The sequence below is a fragment of the Tissierella carlieri genome, assembly GCF_018917285.1.
Lineage (GTDB): Bacteria > Bacillota > Clostridia > Tissierellales > Tissierellaceae > Tissierella > Tissierella carlieri.
The window spans coordinates 172,780-196,218 of record NZ_JAHLOH010000040.1; the positions used below are offsets into that span (position 1 = coordinate 172,780).

General features: G+C 31.1%; 18 protein-coding genes and 1 pseudogene. 6 read left to right on the forward strand and 13 right to left on the reverse strand.

Going from position 1 to position 23,439, the window contains the following annotated elements; genetic code table 11:
• Positions 1-263: 263 nt before the first annotated feature.
• Positions 264-1,901 (reverse strand): DEAD/DEAH box helicase, encoded by a 1,638-nt coding sequence (locus KQI38_RS13070; RefSeq protein ID WP_216560078.1) that lies wholly within the window; start codon positions 1,899-1,901, stop codon positions 264-266.
• 229 nt (positions 1,902-2,130) lie between these two features.
• On the opposite strand from KQI38_RS13070, the gene KQI38_RS13075 reads away from it, so the two are divergent.
• The 4 genes from KQI38_RS13075 (at position 2,131) to KQI38_RS13090 (ending at position 7,879) form a co-directional block, all read left to right on the forward strand.
• Complete coding sequence (locus KQI38_RS13075) at positions 2,131-3,894, forward strand: diguanylate cyclase (protein ID WP_216560080.1); 1,764 nt, start codon at positions 2,131-2,133, stop codon at positions 3,892-3,894.
• A 49-nt stretch (positions 3,895-3,943) separates the two neighbouring features.
• Positions 3,944-4,339: a C-GCAxxG-C-C family (seleno)protein gene (locus KQI38_RS13080; protein ID WP_216560082.1), complete on the forward strand. Its 396-nt coding sequence runs from the start codon at positions 3,944-3,946 to the stop codon at positions 4,337-4,339.
• Between the two features lie 70 nt (positions 4,340-4,409).
• Positions 4,410-5,966: an ABC-F family ATP-binding cassette domain-containing protein gene (locus KQI38_RS13085; RefSeq protein ID WP_216560084.1), complete on the forward strand. Its 1,557-nt coding sequence runs from the start codon at positions 4,410-4,412 to the stop codon at positions 5,964-5,966.
• A 143-nt stretch (positions 5,967-6,109) separates the two neighbouring features.
• Positions 6,110-7,879, forward strand: coding sequence for a M3 family oligoendopeptidase (locus KQI38_RS13090; RefSeq protein WP_216560085.1), 1,770 nt, complete (start codon positions 6,110-6,112; stop codon positions 7,877-7,879).
• Between the two features lie 52 nt (positions 7,880-7,931).
• On the opposite strand, the gene KQI38_RS13095 is transcribed toward KQI38_RS13090, so the two are convergent.
• The 7 genes from KQI38_RS13095 to KQI38_RS13125 all read right to left on the reverse strand — a co-directional run bounded on the left by KQI38_RS13095 (position 7,932) and on the right by KQI38_RS13125 (position 17,603).
• Positions 7,932-8,894, reverse strand: a complete 963-nt coding sequence (locus tag KQI38_RS13095) for an LCP family protein (protein ID WP_216560086.1) — start codon at positions 8,892-8,894, stop codon at positions 7,932-7,934.
• Between the two features lie 89 nt (positions 8,895-8,983).
• Positions 8,984-10,132 carry a double-cubane-cluster-containing anaerobic reductase gene (locus KQI38_RS13100; RefSeq protein WP_216560088.1) on the reverse strand — a complete coding sequence of 383 codons (1,149 nt, stop codon included), beginning with the start codon at positions 10,130-10,132 and terminating at the stop codon, positions 8,984-8,986.
• Positions 10,133-10,324: 192 nt separating this feature from the next.
• Positions 10,325-11,725 (reverse strand): dihydropyrimidinase, encoded by a 1,401-nt coding sequence (gene hydA / locus KQI38_RS13105; RefSeq protein ID WP_216560089.1) that lies wholly within the window; start codon positions 11,723-11,725, stop codon positions 10,325-10,327.
• Between the two features lie 86 nt (positions 11,726-11,811).
• Complete coding sequence (locus KQI38_RS13110) at positions 11,812-12,297, reverse strand: DUF1097 domain-containing protein (protein WP_216560090.1); 486 nt, start codon at positions 12,295-12,297, stop codon at positions 11,812-11,814.
• 77 nt (positions 12,298-12,374) lie between these two features.
• Positions 12,375-13,613: a M20 family metallo-hydrolase gene (locus KQI38_RS13115; protein WP_216560091.1), complete on the reverse strand. Its 1,239-nt coding sequence runs from the start codon at positions 13,611-13,613 to the stop codon at positions 12,375-12,377.
• A gap of 309 nt (positions 13,614-13,922) precedes the next feature.
• On the reverse strand, positions 13,923-16,001 hold the full coding sequence (locus KQI38_RS13120; protein WP_216560092.1) for a methyl-accepting chemotaxis protein: 2,079 nt from the start codon (positions 15,999-16,001) through the stop codon (positions 13,923-13,925).
• Between the two features lie 192 nt (positions 16,002-16,193).
• Positions 16,194-17,603, reverse strand: a complete 1,410-nt coding sequence (locus tag KQI38_RS13125; protein WP_246565821.1) for a sigma-54 interaction domain-containing protein — start codon at positions 17,601-17,603, stop codon at positions 16,194-16,196.
• A 260-nt stretch (positions 17,604-17,863) separates the two neighbouring features.
• Between KQI38_RS13125 and KQI38_RS13130 the strand changes: the two genes are divergently transcribed.
• Positions 17,864-18,937: a D-alanine--D-alanine ligase gene (locus KQI38_RS13130; RefSeq protein WP_216560094.1), complete on the forward strand. Its 1,074-nt coding sequence runs from the start codon at positions 17,864-17,866 to the stop codon at positions 18,935-18,937.
• Positions 18,934-20,319, forward strand: coding sequence for a UDP-N-acetylmuramoyl-tripeptide--D-alanyl-D-alanine ligase (locus KQI38_RS13135; RefSeq protein WP_338114470.1), 1,386 nt, complete (start codon positions 18,934-18,936; stop codon positions 20,317-20,319). The genes KQI38_RS13130 and KQI38_RS13135 overlap by 4 nt, the downstream gene beginning before the upstream one ends.
• A gap of 90 nt (positions 20,320-20,409) precedes the next feature.
• Here the strand turns inward: KQI38_RS13135 and KQI38_RS13140 are convergent, their stop codons facing one another.
• The 5 genes and pseudogenes from KQI38_RS13140 to moaA all read right to left on the reverse strand — a co-directional run bounded on the left by KQI38_RS13140 (position 20,410) and on the right by moaA (position 23,215).
• Positions 20,410-20,796: a hypothetical protein gene (locus tag KQI38_RS13140; protein WP_216560096.1), complete on the reverse strand. Its 387-nt coding sequence runs from the start codon at positions 20,794-20,796 to the stop codon at positions 20,410-20,412.
• Between the two features lie 55 nt (positions 20,797-20,851).
• Positions 20,852-21,037: a hypothetical protein gene (locus KQI38_RS13145; RefSeq protein ID WP_216560098.1), complete on the reverse strand. Its 186-nt coding sequence runs from the start codon at positions 21,035-21,037 to the stop codon at positions 20,852-20,854.
• A 316-nt stretch (positions 21,038-21,353) separates the two neighbouring features.
• Entirely contained in the window at positions 21,354-21,800 is a 447-nt protein-coding gene (locus tag KQI38_RS21995; protein ID WP_246565839.1) for an MOSC domain-containing protein, read from the reverse strand.
• A gap of 6 nt (positions 21,801-21,806) precedes the next feature.
• Positions 21,807-22,256, reverse strand: a pseudogene (moaC, locus tag KQI38_RS22000) (cyclic pyranopterin monophosphate synthase MoaC); the annotation flags it as partial.
• A 2-nt stretch (positions 22,257-22,258) separates the two neighbouring features.
• A complete protein-coding gene (gene moaA, locus KQI38_RS13155) occupies positions 22,259-23,215 on the reverse strand; it encodes a GTP 3',8-cyclase MoaA (RefSeq protein WP_216560102.1) in 957 nt (318 codons plus the stop codon).
• Between the last annotated feature and the right edge of the window lie 224 nt (positions 23,216-23,439).

Sequence of the window (23,439 nt, forward strand, 5' to 3'; positions counted from 1 at the left end):
CCCCATACTCCTCTAGGAAAGTTAGTATAAAAATATTTTTCTAGCTTTAATTCTATTTTGATTTGATTGGAAAAGAGTACTTATTTTTCCTAATTAAAGAATATTTTATTCTAATTCAAAAAAAGCTTAAAAAATCTAAAGACTCTGATTCTATGTCTCTTTAGTATAGACATTTTTTCAGTCCTATGATTCTTCTAAGCTTTTTCCATTCTAATAATATCTCATATATTTAATTTTGTTCTATAATTTATTCTCTATTAATACTATTTTCTCTTAGGATTCGCTATTTCAGCTTTAACCTTTGTTCCTTTTATTCTTACTCCATTTAATATTTCTAAGACATCCTCCGTATAATCTCCTGGTATCTCTACAAATGTAAATTTATCATATACATCTATATTTCCTACTAAGTTTTTAGTTATACCTGTCTCCTGAACTATAGCCGCTAATATATGCCTTGGACTTATGCCTTTTTTCTTCCCTATATTTATGTGAATTCTTGTTGAAGAACCTGATGATTTAAATCCTGTAGGTTTACCTCCTGTAGGTTTGCCTCCTTTAAGCTTCCCTCCAAAATCCACCATATCTAACTCTTCGTGACCATCTAGTCTGTTTTCAGCCATGTAGAATTTCAATAGTGCAGCTGCTATATCAAAAGAGGTATAATCTTCTTCAAGTAAGGTCTCGATAATCTTTTCATATTTACTTAAATCTTCTTTGTCAATCTCTTCTTTTATTTTTCCAAGCATTATTGTAGTATAGTTTGCTTCTATATCCTTAAGAGTTGGTAAATCCATTCTTGTAATTTTTGTTTTAGTATATCTTTGTATATCTCTTAATTTATAGATATCTCTTCCTGCTACAAAGCTAAAGGCCTTTCCTTCTCTTCCTGCTCTGGCAGTTCTACCTATTCTATGGACATAATATTCCTCATCCTGCGGCATGTCATAGTTAATAACTAAGTCCACGTCATCTACATCTATTCCTCTTGCTGCTACATCTGTAGCTATTAAAATATCTATGGTGCCTTTTCTAAACTTACCCATTACAGTATCCCTTTGGTTTTGCTTCAAATCTCCATGAAGTCCATCTGCAAAATATCCTCTTCCTTGCAATTCTTCAGTTAATTCATCTACCTTTTTCTTTGTATTGCAAAATACTACAGTTAACTTTGGATTGTACATATCAACAAGTCTAGATAAAATCTCAGTTTTCATATGCTGTTTTAGCTCAAAATAAACTTGCTCTACCTTTGGTACTGTAAGTTCTTTATGAACCACCTTAATGATCTCAGGATTTGCCTGATAACTTGCAGCAAACTTCATAATTTCTGGGGGCATAGTTGCTGAGAAAAATATGGTTTGTCTTTCTTCCTTTAAATCATTCATTACAAGGGCAATATCATCTCTAAAACCCATATCAAACATCTCATCCGCTTCATCTAGTACCATCATGCTTACATTATCTATTTTTAGAGTTCTTCTTCTTATATGATCTAGAACTCTTCCCGGTGTACCAATTACAATATTAACACCCTTTTTTAAAGCTTTAATCTGCCTATCTATTGGTTGCCCACCATATATAGGAACTACAGATATACCTTTTTTATATTTTGCAAGTTTTCCGATCTCTTCAGCTACCTGTATTGAAAGTTCTCTAGTTGGACATAGAACTAATGCTTGAACATAATTTCCATTTGGATCACATTTTTCAATAATAGGGATACCAAATGCAGCTGTTTTACCTGTTCCTGTCTGCGCTTGCCCAATAATATCTCTGCCCTCTAATATTACTGGTATAGCTTGAGATTGAATAGGAGACATTTCCTCAAATCCCATATCACAAATTCCCTTTTGTACTTCTTTCGATAAATTCATATCCTCAAATCTTAATTTTTCCATGTATATAAAATCGTCCTCCTTAATCTATAACCTATTAAGTATACATATAATGTTAACTAATTGCAAGAAAAATATTAGTTTATATCTGATTAGTTAATATAATTGTTTCCTTTATAGTATACCCATAATTATGAAACTTCTCTTATTATCTTTATTAAGTTTCTACTAATATTTAATAGGGTATATATGGAAAAATTAGGTCTTATGACCCATTCTAGGAGATGATTTTATGTTTACCATAGAAGATTTTCAAATTATGCTTGATAGTACTCCTGTAGGATATGTATATCATGAGCTAATTTATGATGATAAGTATATACCTATAGATTTGAAAATATTAGATTTCAATCCCTCTTATCTAGAAATTATTGGAGTCAAAAATATAGAAATACAAGATAAATGTATATTGGAATTGTTCCCAAGCCTTAGAAATGAAATTCCACAGCTATTTGAATTAGTGACTGACGCTATTCTACACAATAAACATACTTTGAATTCTGTATATATACCTAGTTTTAACAAATGGCTAAAAATACATCTATTTTCTCCTAAGAAAAACTTCTTTATTGCTCAATTCATTGACCTAACTAAAGAAAAAAAACTTGAAGCTAGTCTAATACAAAAATCGAATGAACTGGAGGAATTAATAAATTCCATTTCTGATTTAGTCATAGCAATTAACTTTAATGGAAGTATTATCAAAGTAAATCAAGCTTGGGAAAGAGTCTTAGGCTATAATATTACTGAATTAATATCACATCAATTTATGTCCTTTCTTCATCCAGAAGATCTAGAGTTTATATATAAGTCATTTAATACTGGTATAATTTTTGATCCTAATTATATTTTGAGAACTAGAGTATTAAAGAAAAGTGGAGAATGGTTATATTTTGAATGGAAACTAAGTTTTTATGAGGATATTGCTTATGCTGTTGGAAGAAATGTTACAGAGATTATTGAAAAAGAGGAACAGATTATATATCTATCTTACCATGATAAATTAACTGGTCTTTACAATAGAGCTTTCTTTGAAGAAGAGTTAAAAAGGTTAGATAATAATCGTCACTTACCCCTGTCAATTATTATGGGTGATGTAAATGGTCTTAAAATAATTAATGATGTATTTGGGCATTTAGCTGGAGATGAAATGCTACAATCCATTGCTGAAATACTTAAAGTTTCCTGTAGAAAAGGAGATATTATAGCTAGATGGGGTGGAGATGAATTTATCATTTTACTCCCTAACACTTCCAGTTCAATAACTGAAGAAATAATTGATAGAATATACAGCAATTGCAAGGATAGAGAATTAGATATGCAATATGCCAATATTTCTTTAGGATATGCTGTTAAAGACCACAATGATATGGATATAATGAAGGTTTTAGTTGAAGCTGAAAATAATATGTACAAAAATAAGATAATAGATGGAAAAAAAGTCAGAGATATAATAATCTCATCTATGATACAATACCTTTTTGATGGGAATTATGAAATCAAATATCATATTGATAGAGTCAAAAATTATTCTCTTGCATTAGCTAATAGATTAAATCTATCAAATAGTGATAGAAATAAACTAATTCTTCTTGCAGAAGTCCATGATATTGGTAAGATTTCTATTTCTAAAGAAATATTAGAAAAGCCTAGAGAACTAGATGAATTAGAATGGAATGAAATAAGAAAGCATCCTGAAATAGGATATAGGATTGCTAAGTCAATACCAGAATTAGCCGATATTGCAGAACTAATCTTATATCATCATGAACGTTGGGATGGTAAGGGCTATCCCCATGAACTAAAAGAAGAAGAAATTCCATTACTATCTAGAATATTTTCTGTTGTAGATGTTTATGATGCTATAACTCAAAATAAGCCCCATAGAAAGGCAATGTGTTTAGATGAAGCTATAGATTTCCTATTAAAAAACAAAGGCATTCAATTTGATCCTTATATAGTAGATTCCTTTGTAAAGATTTTACTTCAATATTAAAATTTCTAATGTTATACTAATTTATAGTAAAAACTTATGGAGGTCTATGATGTTAAAGAATTTAATTGAAAGCGGTTTCGGAAAAAAAGAGGATTATAACTGTGCTGAAAAAATATTATATGGTGCAAATACTATATATAATTTAGGTTTAAATACTGAGACATTAAAGCTATCTGCTGGGTTTGGGGGAGGTATGGGAATTGAGTCCGTATGTGGCGCACTTACTGCTGGAGTTATGGTATTATCATATAAATATGTGAATAATGTTGCCCATGAAAGCGATAAAATTAAAGAAGTAAATCAAAAACTCTTTAGGGCATTTATGGAAGAAATGAATAGTATACAATGCGGATATCTCAAAAAAATATATAGAAAAGAGGATATAGGCTGTTCTAATATTATTATAAAAGCTGCTGAAATATTGGATAGATTAATGATAGAATAAAAAACTAGACTCTAGTCTAGTTTTTTTGTATAATCTTTAGAGATAATCTTATCAATGAGAGGAGATACTAATGAGTATTTTAACTGTAACAAATCTAAGTCATGGCTTTGGTGATAGAGAAATTTTAAAGAATGTATCCTTTAGGCTACTGAAGGGCGAGCACGTAGGTCTAATAGGCGCTAATGGAGAAGGTAAATCTTCTTTTATGAATATAATTACTGGAAAACTAGAACCTGATGAAGGTCAAATAGAATGGGCTAAAAGAGTTAGAGTTGGATATTTAGATCAGCACACATCACTAGAAAAGGGTCAAAGTATCCGTGATGTGCTAAAATCAGCATTTAAGTATCTATTCGATTTAGAGCAGGAAATGCAGGATATGTATTTAAAAATGGGTGATGTATCTGAAGATGAACTTACTGCTCTACTTGAAGAGGTAGGCACTATACAGGATATATTAGATCATAATGATTTTTATATAATAGATGCAAAGGTAGAAGACATTGCAAGGGGCCTTGGTCTTGACGATATTGGCCTTGATAAGGATGTAAATGATTTATCCGGAGGGCAGAGAACCAAGATACTTCTCGCTAAATTATTATTAGAAAAACCAGATATTCTATTACTTGATGAGCCTACTAACTATTTAGATGAACCACATATAATATGGCTAAAAAGATATCTTCAAGAATATGAAAATGCTTTTATCCTTATATCCCATGATATTCCTTTCCTAAATTCTGTCATAAACTTAATCTATCATATGGAAGATAAGGAATTGACCAGATATGTAGGAGATTATGATAATTTTATAAAAGTATATGAAGCTAAAAAGGCTCAATTAGAAGCAGCGTATAAAAAGCAACAACAAGAGATTGCAGAGCTGGAAGACTTCGTAGCTAGGAATAAGGCCAGAGTTGCAACTAGAAATATGGCAATGTCCAGACAGAAAAAACTAGATAAAATGGAAATAATAGAGTTGACTCGTGAAAAACCAAAGCCAGAATTCAATTTTAAGGAAGGCAGAACTGCCGGAAGACTTATATTTGAAACTAAGGATTTAGTCATAGGCTATGATGACCCTTTATCTAAGCCATTAAATCTAACAATGGAAAGAGGTCAGAAAATAGCATTAATCGGAGCTAATGGTCTAGGTAAAACTACTTTATTGAAAAGTATCCTTGGTGAGATTAAATCTGTATCTGGTGGAGTAGAGCTTGGTGATAATCTTCAAATAGGATATTTTGAGCAGGAAATCAAGGATAAAAATAATAATTCCTGTATTGATGAAATCTGGCAAGAGTTTCCAGGATATACTCAATACGAAGTTAGAGCGGCCTTAGCAAAATGTGGATTAACTACTAAGCATATTGAATCTAAAGTAATGGTTCTAAGCGGTGGAGAGCAGGCTAAAGTAAGGCTTTGTAAACTTATAAATAAGGAAACCAATGTACTCATACTAGATGAGCCTACTAACCATTTGGATATAGATGCTAAAGAAGAGTTAAAAAGAGCCTTAAAAGCTTATAAAGGAAGTATTCTTCTTATATCCCACGAACCTGACTTTTATAAGGATGTAGCTACTGACATTTGGAATTGTGAAAGTTGGACAACAAAGATATTTTAATGTAAAAAGGAATCTTCTTAGAAAAGGTTCCTTTTATATTTAAAGTCGAGAAACACTTTATTTAGAGCCTCAAAATAGTTCTTTTTCATTTGCCAATATATGCTATAATAGAATTAACTAAATATTTTGAAAGGCGGGATAATATGCGTTGGAGTTTAAATGAATTATATACTTCTTTCGATTCTAAGGAATACATCTCTGATCTAGAAAAACTTGACAGCTTAATAGCAGAATTTAGTAAATGGGCTAATGATAATTTGAATTCTACTGACAATGCCATAGTAAAAATGGAAGTATATGTACAATATTCTAGTACCATAAACACGTTATTTTCAAAACTTTTCTCCTTTGCGTCTCTTACAAATGCAGTAGAGGCCAAAAATGAGAAAGCTCTTCAATATCTTGATAAATTGAGGGTAAAAAGTTCAGATCTAACTAAACCTGATGTTCAGTTTCAAAGCTTTATGAAAAATATAGATAACTTAGATGAAATAGCAAATTCATCAGAAGTATTAAAGGAGCATAAATTCTATTTAGAGCAAATTAAAGAACGAACTAAATATATGCTTAGTGAGAAAGAAGAAGTACTTATATCAAAAATGTCAAATACTGGCTCTTCTGCATGGTCAAATCTTCAAAATATGGTATCATCTACCTTATTGGTAGATATAAATATAGATGGAGAAGATAAACAGCTTCCACTTCCAGCAGCTAGAAACCTTGCATATGATAAAGATCCAGTAAAGAGAAAATTAGGTTATGAAGCTGAACTAAAAGCATATAAGAAGATAGAGGAATCTTCAGCTGCTGCATTAAACGGCATCAAAGGTGAAGTAATCACTACTTCTGAGTTAAGAGGATATCATTCTCCCTTAGATGAAACCTTAGTAAAATCTAGAATGGATGAAAAAACTCTATATGCAATGATTATAGCTATGAGAGAGTTCTTACCAGTATTCCATAAATATTATAGAAAAAAAGCAGAATTATTAGGATATGAAAATGGACTTCCATTCTATGAAATGTTTGCGCCTATGGGAGAAGTAAATAGAACCTTTACTTATGATGAAGCAATGAAATATATAATAGATAATTTTAGGACCTTCTCTAATAGACTAGCTGATTTCGTACAAAATGCCTACGATAATAATTGGCTAGATGTAGAACCTAGAGAGGGTAAAAGAGGAGGAGCATTCTGCTCAAATTTGCATCCTATAAAGGAAAGTAGAATATTATCTAATTTCAATGGAAGTTTTTCAAATATGACTACATTAGCTCATGAATTAGGACATGCATATCATGGACTTAATTTAAGAAATGAATCTATATTAAATAGTAGATATCCTATGCCAATAGCAGAAACAGCTTCTATCTTCTGTGAAACAATAGTGGTTAATGCAGCTCTAAGAGAAGCCAGTGATGATGAAGCTCTAAGCATACTAGAAGCTTCCATATCTGATGCAGGTCAAGTTATAGTAGATATCTATAGCAGATTTTTATTTGAATCAGAGTTATTTGAGAGAAGAAAGACACATGCTCTTTCAGTAAATGAACTGAAAGAAATAATGATGGATGCTCAAAAACAAGCTTATGGAGATGGATTAGACCATAATGTCCTTCATCCATATATGTGGTTAAATAAACCGCATTATTACTCTGCAGGACTTAACTTCTATAACTTCCCATATGCCTTTGGATTATTATTCTCTAAGGGATTATATGCAGAATATCTAAAACGAGGAGAAGAGTTTGTAAAAGAGTATGATGAACTATTAAACGCTACAGGTAAAAACAATATAAGAGACGTGGCTCTAAGAATGGGCATAGATGTTCACGACCCAGAATTCTTCAGAAATTCATTAAGACTCATAGAAAAAGATATAGAGAAATTTATAGAATTAGCAAGTAAATAGTTTCTAAAAACAAATTCCCCTTTTGGGTTTCTATACCAAAAGGGGAATTTCATTATTCATTAAGTAAATAATCATTAAATATGTCTTTAATCAACTTTTCAGTTTCTATTTCATCATAAAGGTAGTAGGATGTTGAGCCAATATATTCTCCTTCTCCTGGAATTATATCTGTCTTAATATTTTCCATATCAATTTTTTTTGCATTTGTTGCAGCCTTTAATATAATATTAAGAGGAATATTAGTCTCTACATTCTTATAATATGTTTTTATTAAATTCTGTAGCTTAAATAAATTTTTAAACTTTAAAGTTTGCTTTATTAGCTCCTTCATAAACATCTGCTGAGCTTTAATTCTTCCAACATCTCCTTCGGGATATTCTACTTTACTGCCATCATTATTTTTTCTCCACCTTAAAAAATCATGGGCATTCTTTCCATCTAATGTTTGTAACCCCTTCTTTATATTTATATTAAGGGGAGTAATCTCGGGGTTAGTATCCTTATATTTCATATCAAAGGGTACATCTATTTCCACCCCACCTATAGCATCCACTACTTCCATTACAACGTTATAATCTACCTTCACATAGTAATCTACATCAATACCCAGAAAATCTCTTACAGTTCGCATCGTAAGCTCTGGTCCTCCATAGGAATGGGCATGATTAATTTTATCCTTCTTCCCTTTTACTAAAACCCTCGTATCCCTTGGGATGGATAATATATTTGTTTCCCCAGTATCAAAATTAACTTTAAATAGCATCATGGTGTCTGTACGGATACCTTTATAATTCTTAACTCCATTAGCATCTACACCCATCATTAAAAAGAGAATTTCATTTTTTATCTTTTGTTCTATTTTATTGTCCTCACCTAAATCAATCTCTGGTTTATCATTATCTTCTATAGTTGGTACATATCCATTATCTAAAAAAACATCTTTCCCAAAAACCATAAATACTAACCCAAAACATATAAATGATAAAATAAATGATAACAAAAATTTCTTTTTCATTTAAACACCCCAATTTTAGTTGGAATTTTGAAACAATATATTATATATTATCAATATATGATATTTCTGTCAATATTTTGGTGATGTAATTACAGTATCTCCAAGAAAGCATTTATCCTAGTATCTATTTGTCCCATATCCAGTTTTGAGTAATCTGTTTCAATATATAAATATGGCTTATTCTTTTTCTCTGTGATAAATCTCTTTACATTGTAAGATTCCACACTAAATGTATGACAAGCTTGAAGAACCACTTCTATTACTCCGTCTATTTCATATTCATCTATCATCTCATCTAATGCCTGAAATCTTCTTGGATTTGGCGTCATAACAGAACAGCTAACGTTTAAATATTTTTCTGTTAAGGCATCTATTGGATCTATTGTTTCATTTACTAATACCATCTTTTCCCTAACTCCACTACAATTTTCAAAAGCCACTATATCCGCTCCCGAATCCTCTATGGTCTTTAGTACCTTTTCTCTAACTCCTCCTACGGGACATCCAGTAATAAGTATTCTTGGTCTATTTGTCTTAGTCCCCTTTAATTCATTTTCATATTTTTCCTTTAGTTCTCTAGTTCTTTCTTCTATAAAATTACATTGAGATCTCCTATCGAATTGAAAGCCCAAAGCCTCCATTGTTTCATTTACTTCACGTCCTGATATTGGAGAAGGATTTAATTTACCTAACTCATAGAAGTCCAAAAGCACTTTTCTTTCATGATTTCTTTCCTTTATTTCTTCTCTCAAAATTTCTTCTGTAATTTCTATATTAAATTTTTCTTCTAATACTTCCTTTAGTCTAACTAGCTCTTCTCTCCAATATTTAAATGCATGGTCTTTATCTTGCCCCTGCGGTAAATGCATAACATGAGTTGGCCTTAATTCTCCCAATAATTCGTACATCTTTTTCTTACCATCGCAAGTAGTTTCTCCTACTATTAAGTCTGAAAAATAAAAATATGGGCATGTTTCTGATACTGCAAAACCATAACTAGATTTTATAAGAGGGCAAAGATTTTTAGGCAAATGTTTTTCAGCATGTGGTATTGGCACATCAGATGTGCCACATAAACTCACTGCTACTGCCCCTGCTGCATGTATAAGTTCAATAGGTGTATATGTACAAAAAATTCCTACAACTGGAGTTCCTCTCTCTTTTAAAGCTTTTACTTTTAGGAAGCCTTCTCGTCTAGCTTCTTCATAGCTCTCAAAATTCTCTGGTAATTTTAACATATATGTCACTCCTTTAACAATCATTCATACCATTATATAAAATTTAATAAAAGATAATCAAATAAGGATTTTCTATAGTTAAGTTTTCAATATAGATATAAATGATATTGTTAAAGCAAATGAAAATAACTCCAATTTTCGGTGGTGACACCAAAAATTGGAGTTATTTATTCTATATATAATTTGCTAAGTTTATTTCTTTATGCCATCATAGCAAAGACCATATGGTTTTCCTGGAACGAACTCTCCTTGTCCTTTTTCACCTATATATTTTCCTTCATCTACTACTAATTGACCTCTTAAGAATACCTTTTCCGGTCTTCCTATTTGTTCAAATCCTTCATAAGAGTTGTAGTCAACTCCTTGTAAGCTTGTTTCATTTGATATTATTGACTTAACGTTTGGATTATATATTACGATATCAGCATCATATCCTATACCAAGATGTCCTTTTCTATCTCCAAGACCATTGATCTTAGCTGGTTTAGTTGCAAACAAATCAACTAATTGTGATCTTGTTATTTTTCCTGTTTCAACTCCAGCAGTCCACAATACTCCTAATCTATTTTCAAGACCTGGTGCTCCATTTGGAATATTTCTAAAATCATCTTTACCCATATGTTTTTGTTCTGCCCAGTTAAATCCACAGTGGTCAGAACTTATTGCATTTAACCATCCATTTTTGATTGAAGTCCATAAGTAATCTATATCATCTTGCTCTCTAAGTGCAGGTGAACATACATATTTAGCACCTTGGAAATTAGGTTTTGCGAGATTTTCTTTATCAAGTGTTAAATAATGAGTACATGTTTCTCCGTAAACTGGAAGTCCTTCATCTTGAGCACGTTTTATCGCATCAACTGCACCTTTTGTAGATACATGAACTACATATAAAGGAGCATCCATAAGTCTAGCAATGTTAATTGCTCTTTCAGTTGCCTCAGTTTCTACCATTGGTGGTCTAGATACTGCATGATAGTAGGGTTCAACATTTCCTTGTTCAACGCATTCCTTTTGTAGAACATCTATTAAGTCAGCATTTTCTGCGTGTACCATTATAGTAACTCCTGCGTCCTTTGCTTTTTGCATTGATTTAGCGATAACATCATCATCACAATGGAAGAACATACCCTTGTATGCCATAAATAATTTTACTGTTGGATATCCTGCTTCAGGAAGTTTTGCAATTTCATCGTATACTCCAGTTGAAGGATCTGTTATTATACCATGGAAGGAATAATCTACCATAGCTATTCCTTCAGCGTTTTCTTTTCTATACTCATCTATTGTATCAATTAGACCTTTTCCTTTTATTTGATTAACGAACTCAATTACTGTAGTTGTTCCACCTACTGCTGCTGCATTTGAAGTTTCAAACCCTCTAACCTTTGAACCGTTAAATTCAAATGAAAAATGAACGTGTTGATCAACTCCTCCTGGCAATACATACATTCCTTTAGCATCTATTACTTCATCAGCCTTAGAATCTAAATTATTTCCAATTGCTATTATTTTTCCTTCATCTACTAGAATATCACCTTGATACTCATCCATTGCAGTAACTATAACACCATTCTTAATTAACAAACTCATTTTTAATTTCCTCCTTTAATTTTATGACTTCACTACAACACTTATTTTTAGTAACAGTTTAATAATACTGTTAAGTATAATAAATCCTAATTATTCTCTCTTAAGACCATCTTATCCTTTAATATGATGGAATCAAGAAGGACACCAAATTTTACTGATATTATACCAATGATTAAACCTATTGATGTAACTACTATTGAATGAAACAGGCTTCCTGATGCAAAATAAATATTACAGCTTACAAATGTGACTGAACATACTGCAAATAATGGAAAACTTTGAGCAATTGTCATAGTAAAACCAAGAGCTACTACTACTAAAGCTGAAGTTATTCCTGAAGTATTTAATGCTGTCTGAGTATAAACAGTTAAATATGCCAGAATAGGCCCTAATACTATACACGGAAAACTTTTTTTACAAGCTTCTAGATTACCTCCTGTAAAAAAGAATAAAGACCAACCAATAAATCCAGGCCATGCAGGCACTCCAAGCTTTTCAGCAATTAAAACCCAAATTCCAGATAGCAACCCAACTGATATAGAAATTCCTAAGTTTTTCTTAATTTTAGCCACCTCCCTTACTACATATTTTGATGCATGATATTATATTTTAAAATAATCCACCTTTCATACATTAAAAGGTTTTTTATTTACTCATTAGCTAGTTTAATTACTGTTTTTAATAATAAATCACAGCCTAACTTAATATCTTCAAATTTAGTAAGCTCTTGTGGACAGTGACTGAGGCCATTGATACTTGGTACAAATATCATACCTACATCTGTTATTCCTGGCAACATAGCTGAATCATGAACTGCCCCGCTATTCATTTTTATAAAGTTATATTTATTTTCTAATGCAGTATCTTCGATTATATTGATAATCTTTGATGAAAGTTTGACACATTCTGATTCACCAATTAAGTCAACCTTATATTCAAGTCCACGTTTTTCTGCTACTTCTTTTGTTTTACTTATTAGCTCTCTAGCTACTATTTCCATTCCTTCAGTTTCTACATCTCTAATATCTACATTAAATTCTATTTGCCCTGGAATAACATTTGATCCATTAGGCTGACAATGAATTTTTCCTACAGTTGCAACTGTATCCTTTAGAGCTTTTTCTTTTGCTGCCTTTTCCATATGAATAATGATTTCAGCAGCACCTACCATAGGATCTTTTCTTAAATACATTGGAGTAGAACCAGCATGATTAGAAACTCCTTTCAATTTTACCTTATAGGTTTTCATACCTACTATGGCCTGTACTATACCTATAGAAATTTGTTCTGAGTCAAGTATTCCTCCTTGTTCTACATGAAGTTCAACCATTGCTTTTACTTCTTCTTTCTTTAATACTTCATTTTCTACATTATCTACATCTAATCCAAAATCCTTCATGACTTGGTAAGCACTGATACCATCATCATTTTTAATTTTCTTTAAATCCTCCAATTTATATGCACCAGTTAAAATCTTACTACCAACCATAGTGCTTCCAAAGTTTGAGCCTTCTTCCTCTGCAAAGGCAATCAATTCTATTGGATTGTTAATCTTTACATTATTTTCTTTTATTACTCTTATGACTTCCAATGCTGTTACAACTCCAGTAAGTCCGTCAAACTTTCCACCATTGGCAACAGTATCAATATGAGACCCCATCATTATAGAAGGTTTGCCTTCATTATTATCTATATACTTAGCTCTAATGTTGCCAACACCATCTACTTTAATAGATAAGCCAAGGTCTTTCATTTCCTTAATTAAATATTCCCTAACTTCACTATCTTCTTTACTATAAGAAAATCTTGTGCATCCCATATTTGGAGTGGCTGTAATTCTTGTTACATTTTCTATATCATTTTTTATTCTTTCAATACAGGATTCCAACTTTGTCCCTCCTTCGTTTTTATGTTTGCTTATATTAATTGCAAGACCCATGCCAATTGTTAATAAATATTTAAATGTGGATTTTAGGGCTTTTTCTCATCAACACCTTAAATAAAAAAAGGACTTGATGAAAATAATCATCAAGCCTTTTGAAATATTTCATCATTATTGAAATATAACTTGATTTTACAAATCCCTTCCATTTCATTTTGGATGAAATAAATCAAAAGAGAGCTGAATCATAGGTATTTCTATGATTCAGCTCTCTTTTATTATAAATATGAGGTTCTGCTTCAATAGAAGCTTTTCTTATAATTTAAATCTTCCAACCAATCCATTTAGTTTTTCTATTACACCTGCTAATTTTTCTGTATTATTTAATATAGTCTCCATTGTTGCCGCCTGTTCCTCCATTGAAGCTGATAACTCTTCTGTAGATGCTGCTGTTTCTTCTGTTACAGAAGATATACTTTGAATAGTTAGTATTACATTTTCTTTCTCATTATCTATTATTTCCAGCCTTCCCTCTAGTTGTTTTATAGCTTCTATAGATATTAATATTGCTTTATATATTTCATCAAAACCTTTTTTAACTTGTTCCAAAGTATTATTTACATCATTTAAGGATTCTTCAGATTCATCCATACTCACCTTTGTAGTTTCAACTTCAAATTGGATAGCATTTAATATATCTTCTATGCTCTTTGTAGCATGTCCTGTTTGCTCTGATAATTTTCTTATTTCTTCCGCTACTACAGCAAAACCTTTTCCCGCCTCACCTGCTCTAGCTGCTTCTATTGCAGCATTTAGAGCTAACAAGTTTGTTTGTTCCGAAATACTAATTATAGTATTTAATATACTTCCAATGGATTGAGATTTTTCTGATAAAGAATTAATATTCTCTGCAACCATATGATTAGATCTATTTGCTATATTGAATTTTTCAACCATGTTATCCATTGCCTGTGAACCTTCTTCATTTATCCCTTGTGCTCTAGTAGAACTTTCTACTACTATTTGTCCATTTTCTACTGCTGCCTTTATTTCATTAGCTAATATATATAATTTCTCTGAACCAGTTTCTGCATCTTCTGCTTGCCCCATAGAGGCCTGTGCTAGTTCCTCCACAGTTTTTGATATATCATTTACAGACTGAGTGGTCTCATGAGTAGCTGTAGTTAAGCTATTGGTATTTTCAACTATATTTGTTGTTGTATCTTCTATTGCTTTTATAATACTTCTCATTTCCCCTTTTAAAACTCCAGTGGCCTTAAATATTGCTCCTACCTCATCTTTTCTATTAAGAAAAACTTTCATTTTCTTGGTTTCTTCTATGTCAGTTAAATCTAATTTAGATATCTTATTCAATATATCTGTTGCAAATACTATAGAATCAGATATCTTCTTTCCTAAAATAAAAGATAAGAATATTGAAATCATAGATGCTACTATAATTACCATGGCTATAAAATTAGTAGTAGTATATACCTTGGCTAGTATTTCTTTTTTAGGAATGGATAAGATTACGACTTTGCCGTCATATAGTTTTGAAAACGCTATAATTTGAGTTTGTCCATCAAACTCATCTTCAATTATTCCGTTTTCTTTATTCTTTATTTCTTCTACAATATAAGCATATTTTCCATTTTCTATAGTCTCTAAATTTGTATTCTTATCTAAATTAGGATGAACTAGAAAGTCATAATCTTTATTAAGCAAAAAAGCATAACCAGTGTCATATAACTTTACATCTTCAACTTCTCTTATTAAATCCTTTACGCGTAAATCCACCCCTATTACCCCTACGGTTTGCTTATCAACTATAATAGGTGCTGAATAGGTCATTACATTTAAGTTTGCATTATTAAAATAAGGGTCACTCCATGTTCCTTTACCTGCTCTTATGGCATTATAATAGAATGATACCGAAGGATCATCTGGACTCTTTCCAGCTATATCTGTAGGTAAAGATTGTGTTAATGTCCCATTGTCATCTATTCCCGCCCAAGATCCTTCAGTCCTGCCAGTATATTTAGGATCTATTGCTATGTAAATCCCTGCACATTTTCTAGTCTCTTGGGTTATTCCCCTAACCATAGGACTTAGAATAGCATCACTATAATTAACTAAATATCCTTCTTCATCTAGTCTTGACATATCTATGGTTCCTTTTAATACTTGGTATAAATCATTATGAGTGCCTTCATATAAGACTAAATCTTCATTAAAATAACCAGAATATATTTGTGCTGTACTGAGAAGATTTTCTTTAGCATTCTCTTCTATAACTTTTATGCTTCTAAATATACTTGTACCTCCCACCACTAAAGACATTGCTATGGCACAGCTTAGGACTGTTAGTATGATTCTTGTACTAATTTTTTTCAACTTTCTCCCCTCTTTCTTAATAATTATTAGTCAATTTCCCAAATATTACCAGTATTTATTTATATCAATTGCAATACCTATGCCAGTTATATATGTATGTTAAAATGCATATTTAGGAAGTTATTTCTATTAATAGTTTCAATTTAAAAAGGATTTGATGATAATTATCATCAAATCCTCCGAAATATTTCATCAGCAATATTTTATTTTTAATTTCTTTGCCTTTTTCACTACAGTAGATTGATCTATGTCTAAGGCTTCAGCAACCTTTCTAGTGGTTTTGTATTTTTCAAAAGCTGAGATTAATATTCTCCGTTCTAGCTCCTCTACAGACTGTTTGAGAGGAACTATTTCATCGCTATTATAATTCATTTCTTTAGTTGGTTCTATTATTTCTGCCACTTGTATATCTTCAACTATATCTCCAAGAGTAGTTATTACAAGTCTTTCAATTATATTTTCTAGCTCCCTAATATTCCCCGGATAATTATAATCTATTAATATATTATAACCTCCCTCTGATATGGTCTTATGAGTCCCATGTTCATTGTTATAGTTATCAAGGAACATCTTTACTAAGGCTGGTACATCTTCTTTTCGTTCTCTTAAGGGTGGTATATTTATAGGAACCACATTTAACCTATAATATAAATCTTCTCTAAATTTACCTTCTTGAATAAGCTTTTTTAAATCTTTATTAGTAGCAGCAATTAGCCTGCCCTCAACTTTTATAGGTTTTTCTCCTCCCAATCTTAATACCTTTTTATCATCTAAAACATGAAGTAGCTTTACTTGAAGATTCATAGGCATATCACCTATTTCATCTAAAAATATGGTACCCTTCCCTGCAATTTCAAATAATCCCTTTTTACCTCCTTTTGTAGCTCCAGTAAAAGCTCCGCTTTCATAACCAAATAATTCTGATTCCAAAAGATTTTCTGGTATTGCACCACAGTTTATAGGAACAAAAGGCTCATTTTTTCTAATGCTACTTTCATGTATAACCTTAGCAATATATCCTTTACCTACTCCTGTTTCTCCTAATAACAGCACTGTTGCATCTAAATCACATATATGAAGAATTAATTCCATTATTTTATTCATTGACACACTTTTATAATTTACCTTCGAATCATATATGGCTTGCCTTTTATTTAACTCCTTTTGAAACCATTGTAATTGACTTTGTATATCCTTAAGCTCCTGTCCCAGCATTTGATTTTCGGTTATATCTTTTGAAATATTTATTATCTTAATTATTTGTCCTTCTTCATCAAACATTGGTATTCCTGTTACCATTAATGTTCTATTGGCACCTGTTTTTTGTATTAGTGTTACTTTTTCACCTTTTCTTATAACTTCTGCTGTAACTGAAGTATCAAATACTCCGTTTTTCTCCAACTCAAAAGCATTGCACCCAATCAATCCATTTTCCGTAACTCCAAAATAAGGTTCACATGATTTACTGACTTTTGTAAATATACCATTTCCGTCTGCTATAGTTATCTGATCGAAACTCAAATCCAATATTAATTTTAATTCCTCATAAGCTTGCTTATAATAATCTAATATATCCTCACTATGCATTAATATCGCTCCCATCTAGAATGTCTAGCAAATATAAGTTATTTCTATAACAATCATTATACTATAAGTAAAAATAAATATCGAGTTACTACTTTATCCCAATATTAGAATATTATATACTCTCCTATGAATAATTTAGACTTATTTTCTATATATTTAAGTAATTATAGTACTAATATAATTGTAATTGAATTGTAAGATAAAATTAAATTATTTAAAAGGATATTATGATATAATCTATTTAGTAAACTAATGTCTCAAATAGGAGGTCTAGTATGAAAACAAATATTTATGTATTATGTGGTGGAAAATCAGTTGAACATGATATATCTTTAAGAAGCGCTTCAGCGATAATGAATGCAATAGATAGAGAAAAATATAATGTTTATCCAATTTATATTACTAACGAAGGTGTATGGTGCAATTTAGGTTTATTAGAAGAAAAAATTAATGCTCCCGATGAATTAAGGCGTACAACCTCTTCTACAGTATCTTTTTCAATAGGGGAATTTCTGACTAAAGTTCTTAATAACAGTGAAAAGAATTTAGTTATTCCCGCCCTTCATGGACCTAATGGGGAAGATGGAACTATTCAAGGCTTTTTAGAATTACTCGATATCCCTTATCTAGGAAATGAAGTTTTATCATCTGCTGTAGCAATGGATAAAGTAATGACTAAGGATTTATTTTCAAAATATAATATTCCGCAGGTTAAGTATCTTTCATTTAGGCTACATAGTTGGCAAGAAAACGAAGAAGATGCTTACAACCTAGTTGAAAATGAAATAGGTTATCCATGTTATGTAAAACCTTCTAACGGAGGTTCTAGTGTTGGTATCAGTAGAGCTGAAAACCGTGAAGAACTAAAGTCCTCTTTCAAGGAAGCCTTCCTTTATGATCGAAAAATAATTATTGAAAAAGAAATAGTGGCTAGAGAGATGCAAATTTCAGTAATTGGTAACAATCATCCAAAAGCTTCTGTTCCTGGAGAATTTATTATGGAAAGACCATTTTTTGACTATAATGCTAAATATATAGATGGTAAATTAATACCTGTAATACCGGCAAGATTAGAACCAGAGGTCAGTGACAAAGTACGTGAAACTGCTGTAAAGGCCTTTAAAATACTTAATTGCCATGGTCTGGCTAGAGTGGACATATTTGTTACAGATGAAAATGAGATATTTGTTAATGAAGTAAATACTATGCCTGGTTTTACAGCTGTAAGTATGACTCCCGTTTTATGGGGGGCCACCGATGGTACCACCTATGCTGAATTGATAGAAAGGTTAATTCAGTTAGCCTTAGAGAGATATAATGAAAAGAAAGTTATAGTAAATACGAGGTGAAAATTTTGATAACGAGAAATCTAAAAGAAGTTCAAAAAATGTGTGGCGGTTCAGGATTACAAGAACAATATGAAACTCTTATGATACAAGGTGTTTCTACAGATTCCAGAAACGTAAATGCTGGTCAATTGTTTATTCCACTAGTAGGAGAAAATTTTAATGGCCATGATTTTATTACCATGGCCATAGGTAAAGGGGCAGTTGCTAGTCTATGGAACCATGATGAGCCAAAGCCTGACCTTGATTTTCCCTTTATAATTGTAGAAGATACAGTATTAGCTCTGCAACAATTAGCTAGATCCTATCGGGAAGAGCTAAATACAAAGGTAATAGGTATTACAGGAAGCAATGGCAAAACTTCAACCAAAGATATATTGGCAAGTATTTTAAAAACTCAGTATAAAACTCATAAAACCTTAGGTAATTTTAATAATTATATTGGATTGCCTTTAACTATTCTTTCCATGGATGAAGATACAGAAATGGCCGTACTAGAAATGGGTATGGATAATTTTGGACAAATTGAGCTATTGACTTCTATTGCTAAACCAGACGCTGCTGTAATTACCAACATAGGCGAAGCTCACTTAGAAGGTTTAAAAACTAAAGAAAATATTGCAAAGGCAAAGCTAGAAATATTGAAGGGCTTAAAGCCTAATGATCTATTCCTTTATTATGGAGATGACTCCTTGCTGAAAAATGAAGTAGAACATATTTCAATGAATTATCAAGTTATGACTTATGGCACTAAGGATTATAATAATTATCAACCTGAAATAGTCTTTGTAAATGAAACTGGAGATTCTTTCTTCTTAAGGGAACCTTCTTCACCACAATTCTTTTTACCTATGTTAGGAGAACATCAGGTACTTAACGCTACCGCAGCCATTGCAGTAGCTAGATATTTTGGTGTATCTTATGAAAACATTGAGAAAGGTCTTCTTAATGTAGAAAAAACTGGAATGAGAAATGAATTAATTAAAGGAAACGGGTTTACTATTCTTAATGATTCTTATAAATCTAATCCTTCCTCTGTTTTAGCAGCATTGGATACTATGTATTCTATGTTGGGATATAGCCAAAAAATAGTTGTTCTTGGTGATATGCTAGGCATAGGAGATGATGAAATAAATATGCATAAAGATATAGGCCTGAAAATCAACTCTGATAAAATAGATTATGTATTTACCTTTGGTGACCTAGCAAAATATATTGCTGAGACTGCAAAGCTACGATTTGGTAAAGATCAAGTTTTATCTTTTGACAGCAAATCTGATTTGATTAAAAAAGTTAAAGAAATCGTAAAACCTGATGCCTTAGTTCTAGTAAAGGCTTCAAGACCTTTAGCAATGGAAGAAGTAGTAGAGGGTTTAATCAATTAAAAATAACGGGGCTATAGCAATTTTTCATCTTGCTATAACCCCATTTCATTCTTTATCACTAACCTAATCCCTTATATTGCAAATACAACATTAATACTTAGCAAATAAATCTTTCATCATCTTAGAGTCACCTTTATTAACTATCTCTCTTATGGTTTCTCCTGAACTTGTTTCTACATCTAGATTTGCCCCTAAGTCTAACAATATTTTTGCCATCTCATAGTTATTAAATGCAAGGGTTTTCTCAAGTGGATATATACCTTCACTATCCTTTGTATTAATATCCACTTCACCACTACCGAATATCTCCTTTACCTTACATTGATCATTAGATAATACCACTTCTGTTAGATTGTCTATTGTATATTTTTTATGATTTTTATTATTTACACCTAATGTTAAAGTACCAAAAAACATGAATAAAACTATTAAAATACAAATTAGCACAATTATTTTTGACCTCATTTTACTAAACATAATTATCCCCCCTATTAAACTATTATAATCTCAGGTTTTACTTCTTTCCTCTTTTTTAACTAATCTCACCTACTTCCTTACCAGTTTCTGTTCCTTTTATACAGAATTTTAAAATTAGTATCCTATTCTCATCATAGTCTATTAATATATCTGTTATACTTAAATTCACTGCTATTTGAGGATAATGATGGAATATTTTATTTCTATGTAAAATTTTCTCTATACTCTTTCTTTTATCCATTTAAGTTTTGGTAGTATTATTATATTCTTAATGAAATCTATTTCCACATTATTATTGATAAAATTAGTTTTAAGGAGTTTATAATTATTCTTTTCCGATTTGTATTTAGGATAGTCTTGATTCTTATTTTCTTTTTATTTCTGTAAAGAAATTTTGATAAGCTGTATCTGGATCATATAATGAAATAATCCATAGAACCTTTGGAAAGTGTATCTTTCCAGCTATCATTATATTGTTCGCTTGTTCTCTTTATTCTTTATATTGCTGAATACAAAGATAATACTTTTTACCTTCTTTAGAGATATATTGCATAAATCTATATAACCTCTATTATATCTCCCTCTTTTATGACTCCACCTTTTAGAACCTTAGTAAATATTCCTTCCTTTGGCATTACACATTTGCCAACCTTCTGAGATATTGCACACCCTGTATGACATTCTTTACCTATTTGGGTTACTTCTTGAATCGTCTCTCCTATAATTAGTTTTGTACCTATAGGAAGCTCATAAAGTATTATTCCCTCAGTAGTTATATTTTCTGCAAATACTCCTGGTACTAATCCTTCTATACCTTGATTTTCCATTTTATCAAAACTTTCTATACCTAATAAACTTACTTGTCTATGCCAATTCCCTGAATGTGCATCTTTTTCTAATCCAAAGTTTTCTATAAATAAACCTTCTTTTATCGGTTCTTTTATTACTCCTTTTTTATCTGATATATTTATAGATAATACTTTTCCTCTTATATCTTTATACATATAATCACCCGTCTTTCCACCAGTCTTTTTTATAAGTCTTATATCTTCAATTACCATGTCCTTATCAACTGCTTTACACATATCATATATGGTTAAACACGCAATAGATACTGCTGTTAGTGCTTCCATTTCTACTCCTGTTTTTCCTATGGTTTTTACTTCTGATTCTACCTCTATTGCATTGTCTGTTATATTAAATCTAATGTCTGCTCCTGTTAGAAATATATTATGACACATTGGAATTATATCACTTGTTTTTTTGGCTCCCATTATTCCACCTATTTGAGCTACAGATAGAACATCACCTTTTTTTATTAATCCTTCTCTAATTTTTTCTATGGTTTCTCTATTCATTCTGATTTTTCCTCTTGCTATGGCTTTTCTTCTGGTGTCTTCCTTTTCACCAACTTCTACCATATGAGCTCTGCCATGTTCATTAAAGTGTGTAAATTCCATCTTTATCCCCCTATTTGATTCATATTTCTCTTTATATATTCACCATCTTCTAAATGATGTGATTCTTCTTTTTTATATATAGAATTAAGTATTAGTTTTTTTATATCTTGTCCACTTCTTAAAGCTTCTTTTATATCTATTTCATTATTTGAGTGAAGACATAATTTCAACTGTCCCCTAGATGTTAATCTAACTCTATTACAGTTGGCACAAAACTTACAGGATATTGGATTTATTATACCTACTTTGCCTTTTCCATTAGGTAGTCTATAATATACTGCTGGAGACGATATATCTTCTCTTGGTGTAGGTGTAAGTTCTCTAACCTTCTCTAATATAATATCGTTTGAAATAAATTTTTCTTTAGCCCAATTAGCTGCTTCACCTATTGGCATCAATTCAATAAACCTTAAATCTATTTCATCTTTTTCCGTTAACTTCACTAATGATTCTATTTCATCATCATTAAAACCACCTATAAGGACAGTATTTATCTTTATTGGTGTTAATCCTACGCTCTTTGCTTCTTCTATTCCTTCAAGTACACATTTTAGTTTACCGCCTCTAGTAATTAGATTATATTTATCTTCATCTAATGTATCTAGACTTATATTCACTCTATTTAGTCCTGCTTTCTTTAACTCTTTGGCATATTCTTTTAAAAGTATACCATTTGTAGTCATTGCCAAATCTTTGACTCCTTCTAGCTTTGATACCTTAGATATTAGATCAACTATACCTTTTCTTGTAAGGGGTTCTCCCCCTGTAAATCTTATTTTATTAATACCTAAATCTACAAAAGCCTTTGTTATTTCATATATTTCTTCTAATGTTAGCATTTCTTCATGAGAAAACTTAGAAATTCCCCTCTCTGGCATACAGTATCTACATCTTAGATTACATCTATCTGTTAGGGAAATTCTAAGATAATTTATTTCTCTTCCAAAAGAATCTTTCATAATAATCACCTTTTCTTTAGTTTAGCGTTAATTCCCACATATTAATAAACTTATATCATTCCAAGACTTCTGCCATATACCAAAGCTCTTTAAATTCTAATATTATTATAAATAGTTTTTATTTTTAGTTAATATACAATTACATTATACACTTTTTTTATATAAAAAGGCAAAATATAGACATAATATGACTATATGCAGAAGTCACTTTAATTTCAAAATCC

Excerpts from the sequence above, each read along its gene's own strand:
- moaA (WP_216560102.1), bottom strand. The coding sequence starts at position 23,215 with ATGAAAGATTCTTTTGGAAGAGAAATAAATTATCTTAGAATTTCCCTA.
- KQI38_RS13085 (WP_216560084.1), top strand. The coding sequence starts at position 4,410 with ATGAGTATTTTAACTGTAACAAATCTAAGTCATGGCTTTGGTGATAGA.
- KQI38_RS13070 (WP_216560078.1), bottom strand. The coding sequence starts at position 1,901 with ATGGAAAAATTAAGATTTGAGGATATGAATTTATCGAAAGAAGTACAA.
- KQI38_RS21995 (WP_246565839.1), bottom strand. The coding sequence starts at position 21,800 with ATGTATAAAGATATAAGAGGAAAAGTATTATCTATAAATATATCAGAT.
- KQI38_RS13090 (WP_216560085.1), top strand. The coding sequence starts at position 6,110 with ATGCGTTGGAGTTTAAATGAATTATATACTTCTTTCGATTCTAAGGAA.
- KQI38_RS13145 (WP_216560098.1), bottom strand. The coding sequence starts at position 21,037 with ATGGATAAAAGAAAGAGTATAGAGAAAATTTTACATAGAAATAAAATA.
- KQI38_RS13100 (WP_216560088.1), bottom strand. The coding sequence starts at position 10,132 with ATGTTAAAATTACCAGAGAATTTTGAGAGCTATGAAGAAGCTAGACGA.
- KQI38_RS13125 (WP_246565821.1), bottom strand. The coding sequence starts at position 17,603 with ATGGGAGCGATATTAATGCATAGTGAGGATATATTAGATTATTATAAG.
- KQI38_RS13140 (WP_216560096.1), bottom strand. The coding sequence starts at position 20,796 with ATGTTTAGTAAAATGAGGTCAAAAATAATTGTGCTAATTTGTATTTTA.
- KQI38_RS13095 (WP_216560086.1), bottom strand. The coding sequence starts at position 8,894 with ATGAAAAAGAAATTTTTGTTATCATTTATTTTATCATTTATATGTTTT.
- hydA (WP_216560089.1), bottom strand. The coding sequence starts at position 11,725 with ATGAGTTTGTTAATTAAGAATGGTGTTATAGTTACTGCAATGGATGAG.
- KQI38_RS13080 (WP_216560082.1), top strand. The coding sequence starts at position 3,944 with ATGTTAAAGAATTTAATTGAAAGCGGTTTCGGAAAAAAAGAGGATTAT.
- KQI38_RS13130 (WP_216560094.1), top strand. The coding sequence starts at position 17,864 with ATGAAAACAAATATTTATGTATTATGTGGTGGAAAATCAGTTGAACAT.
- KQI38_RS13075 (WP_216560080.1), top strand. The coding sequence starts at position 2,131 with ATGTTTACCATAGAAGATTTTCAAATTATGCTTGATAGTACTCCTGTA.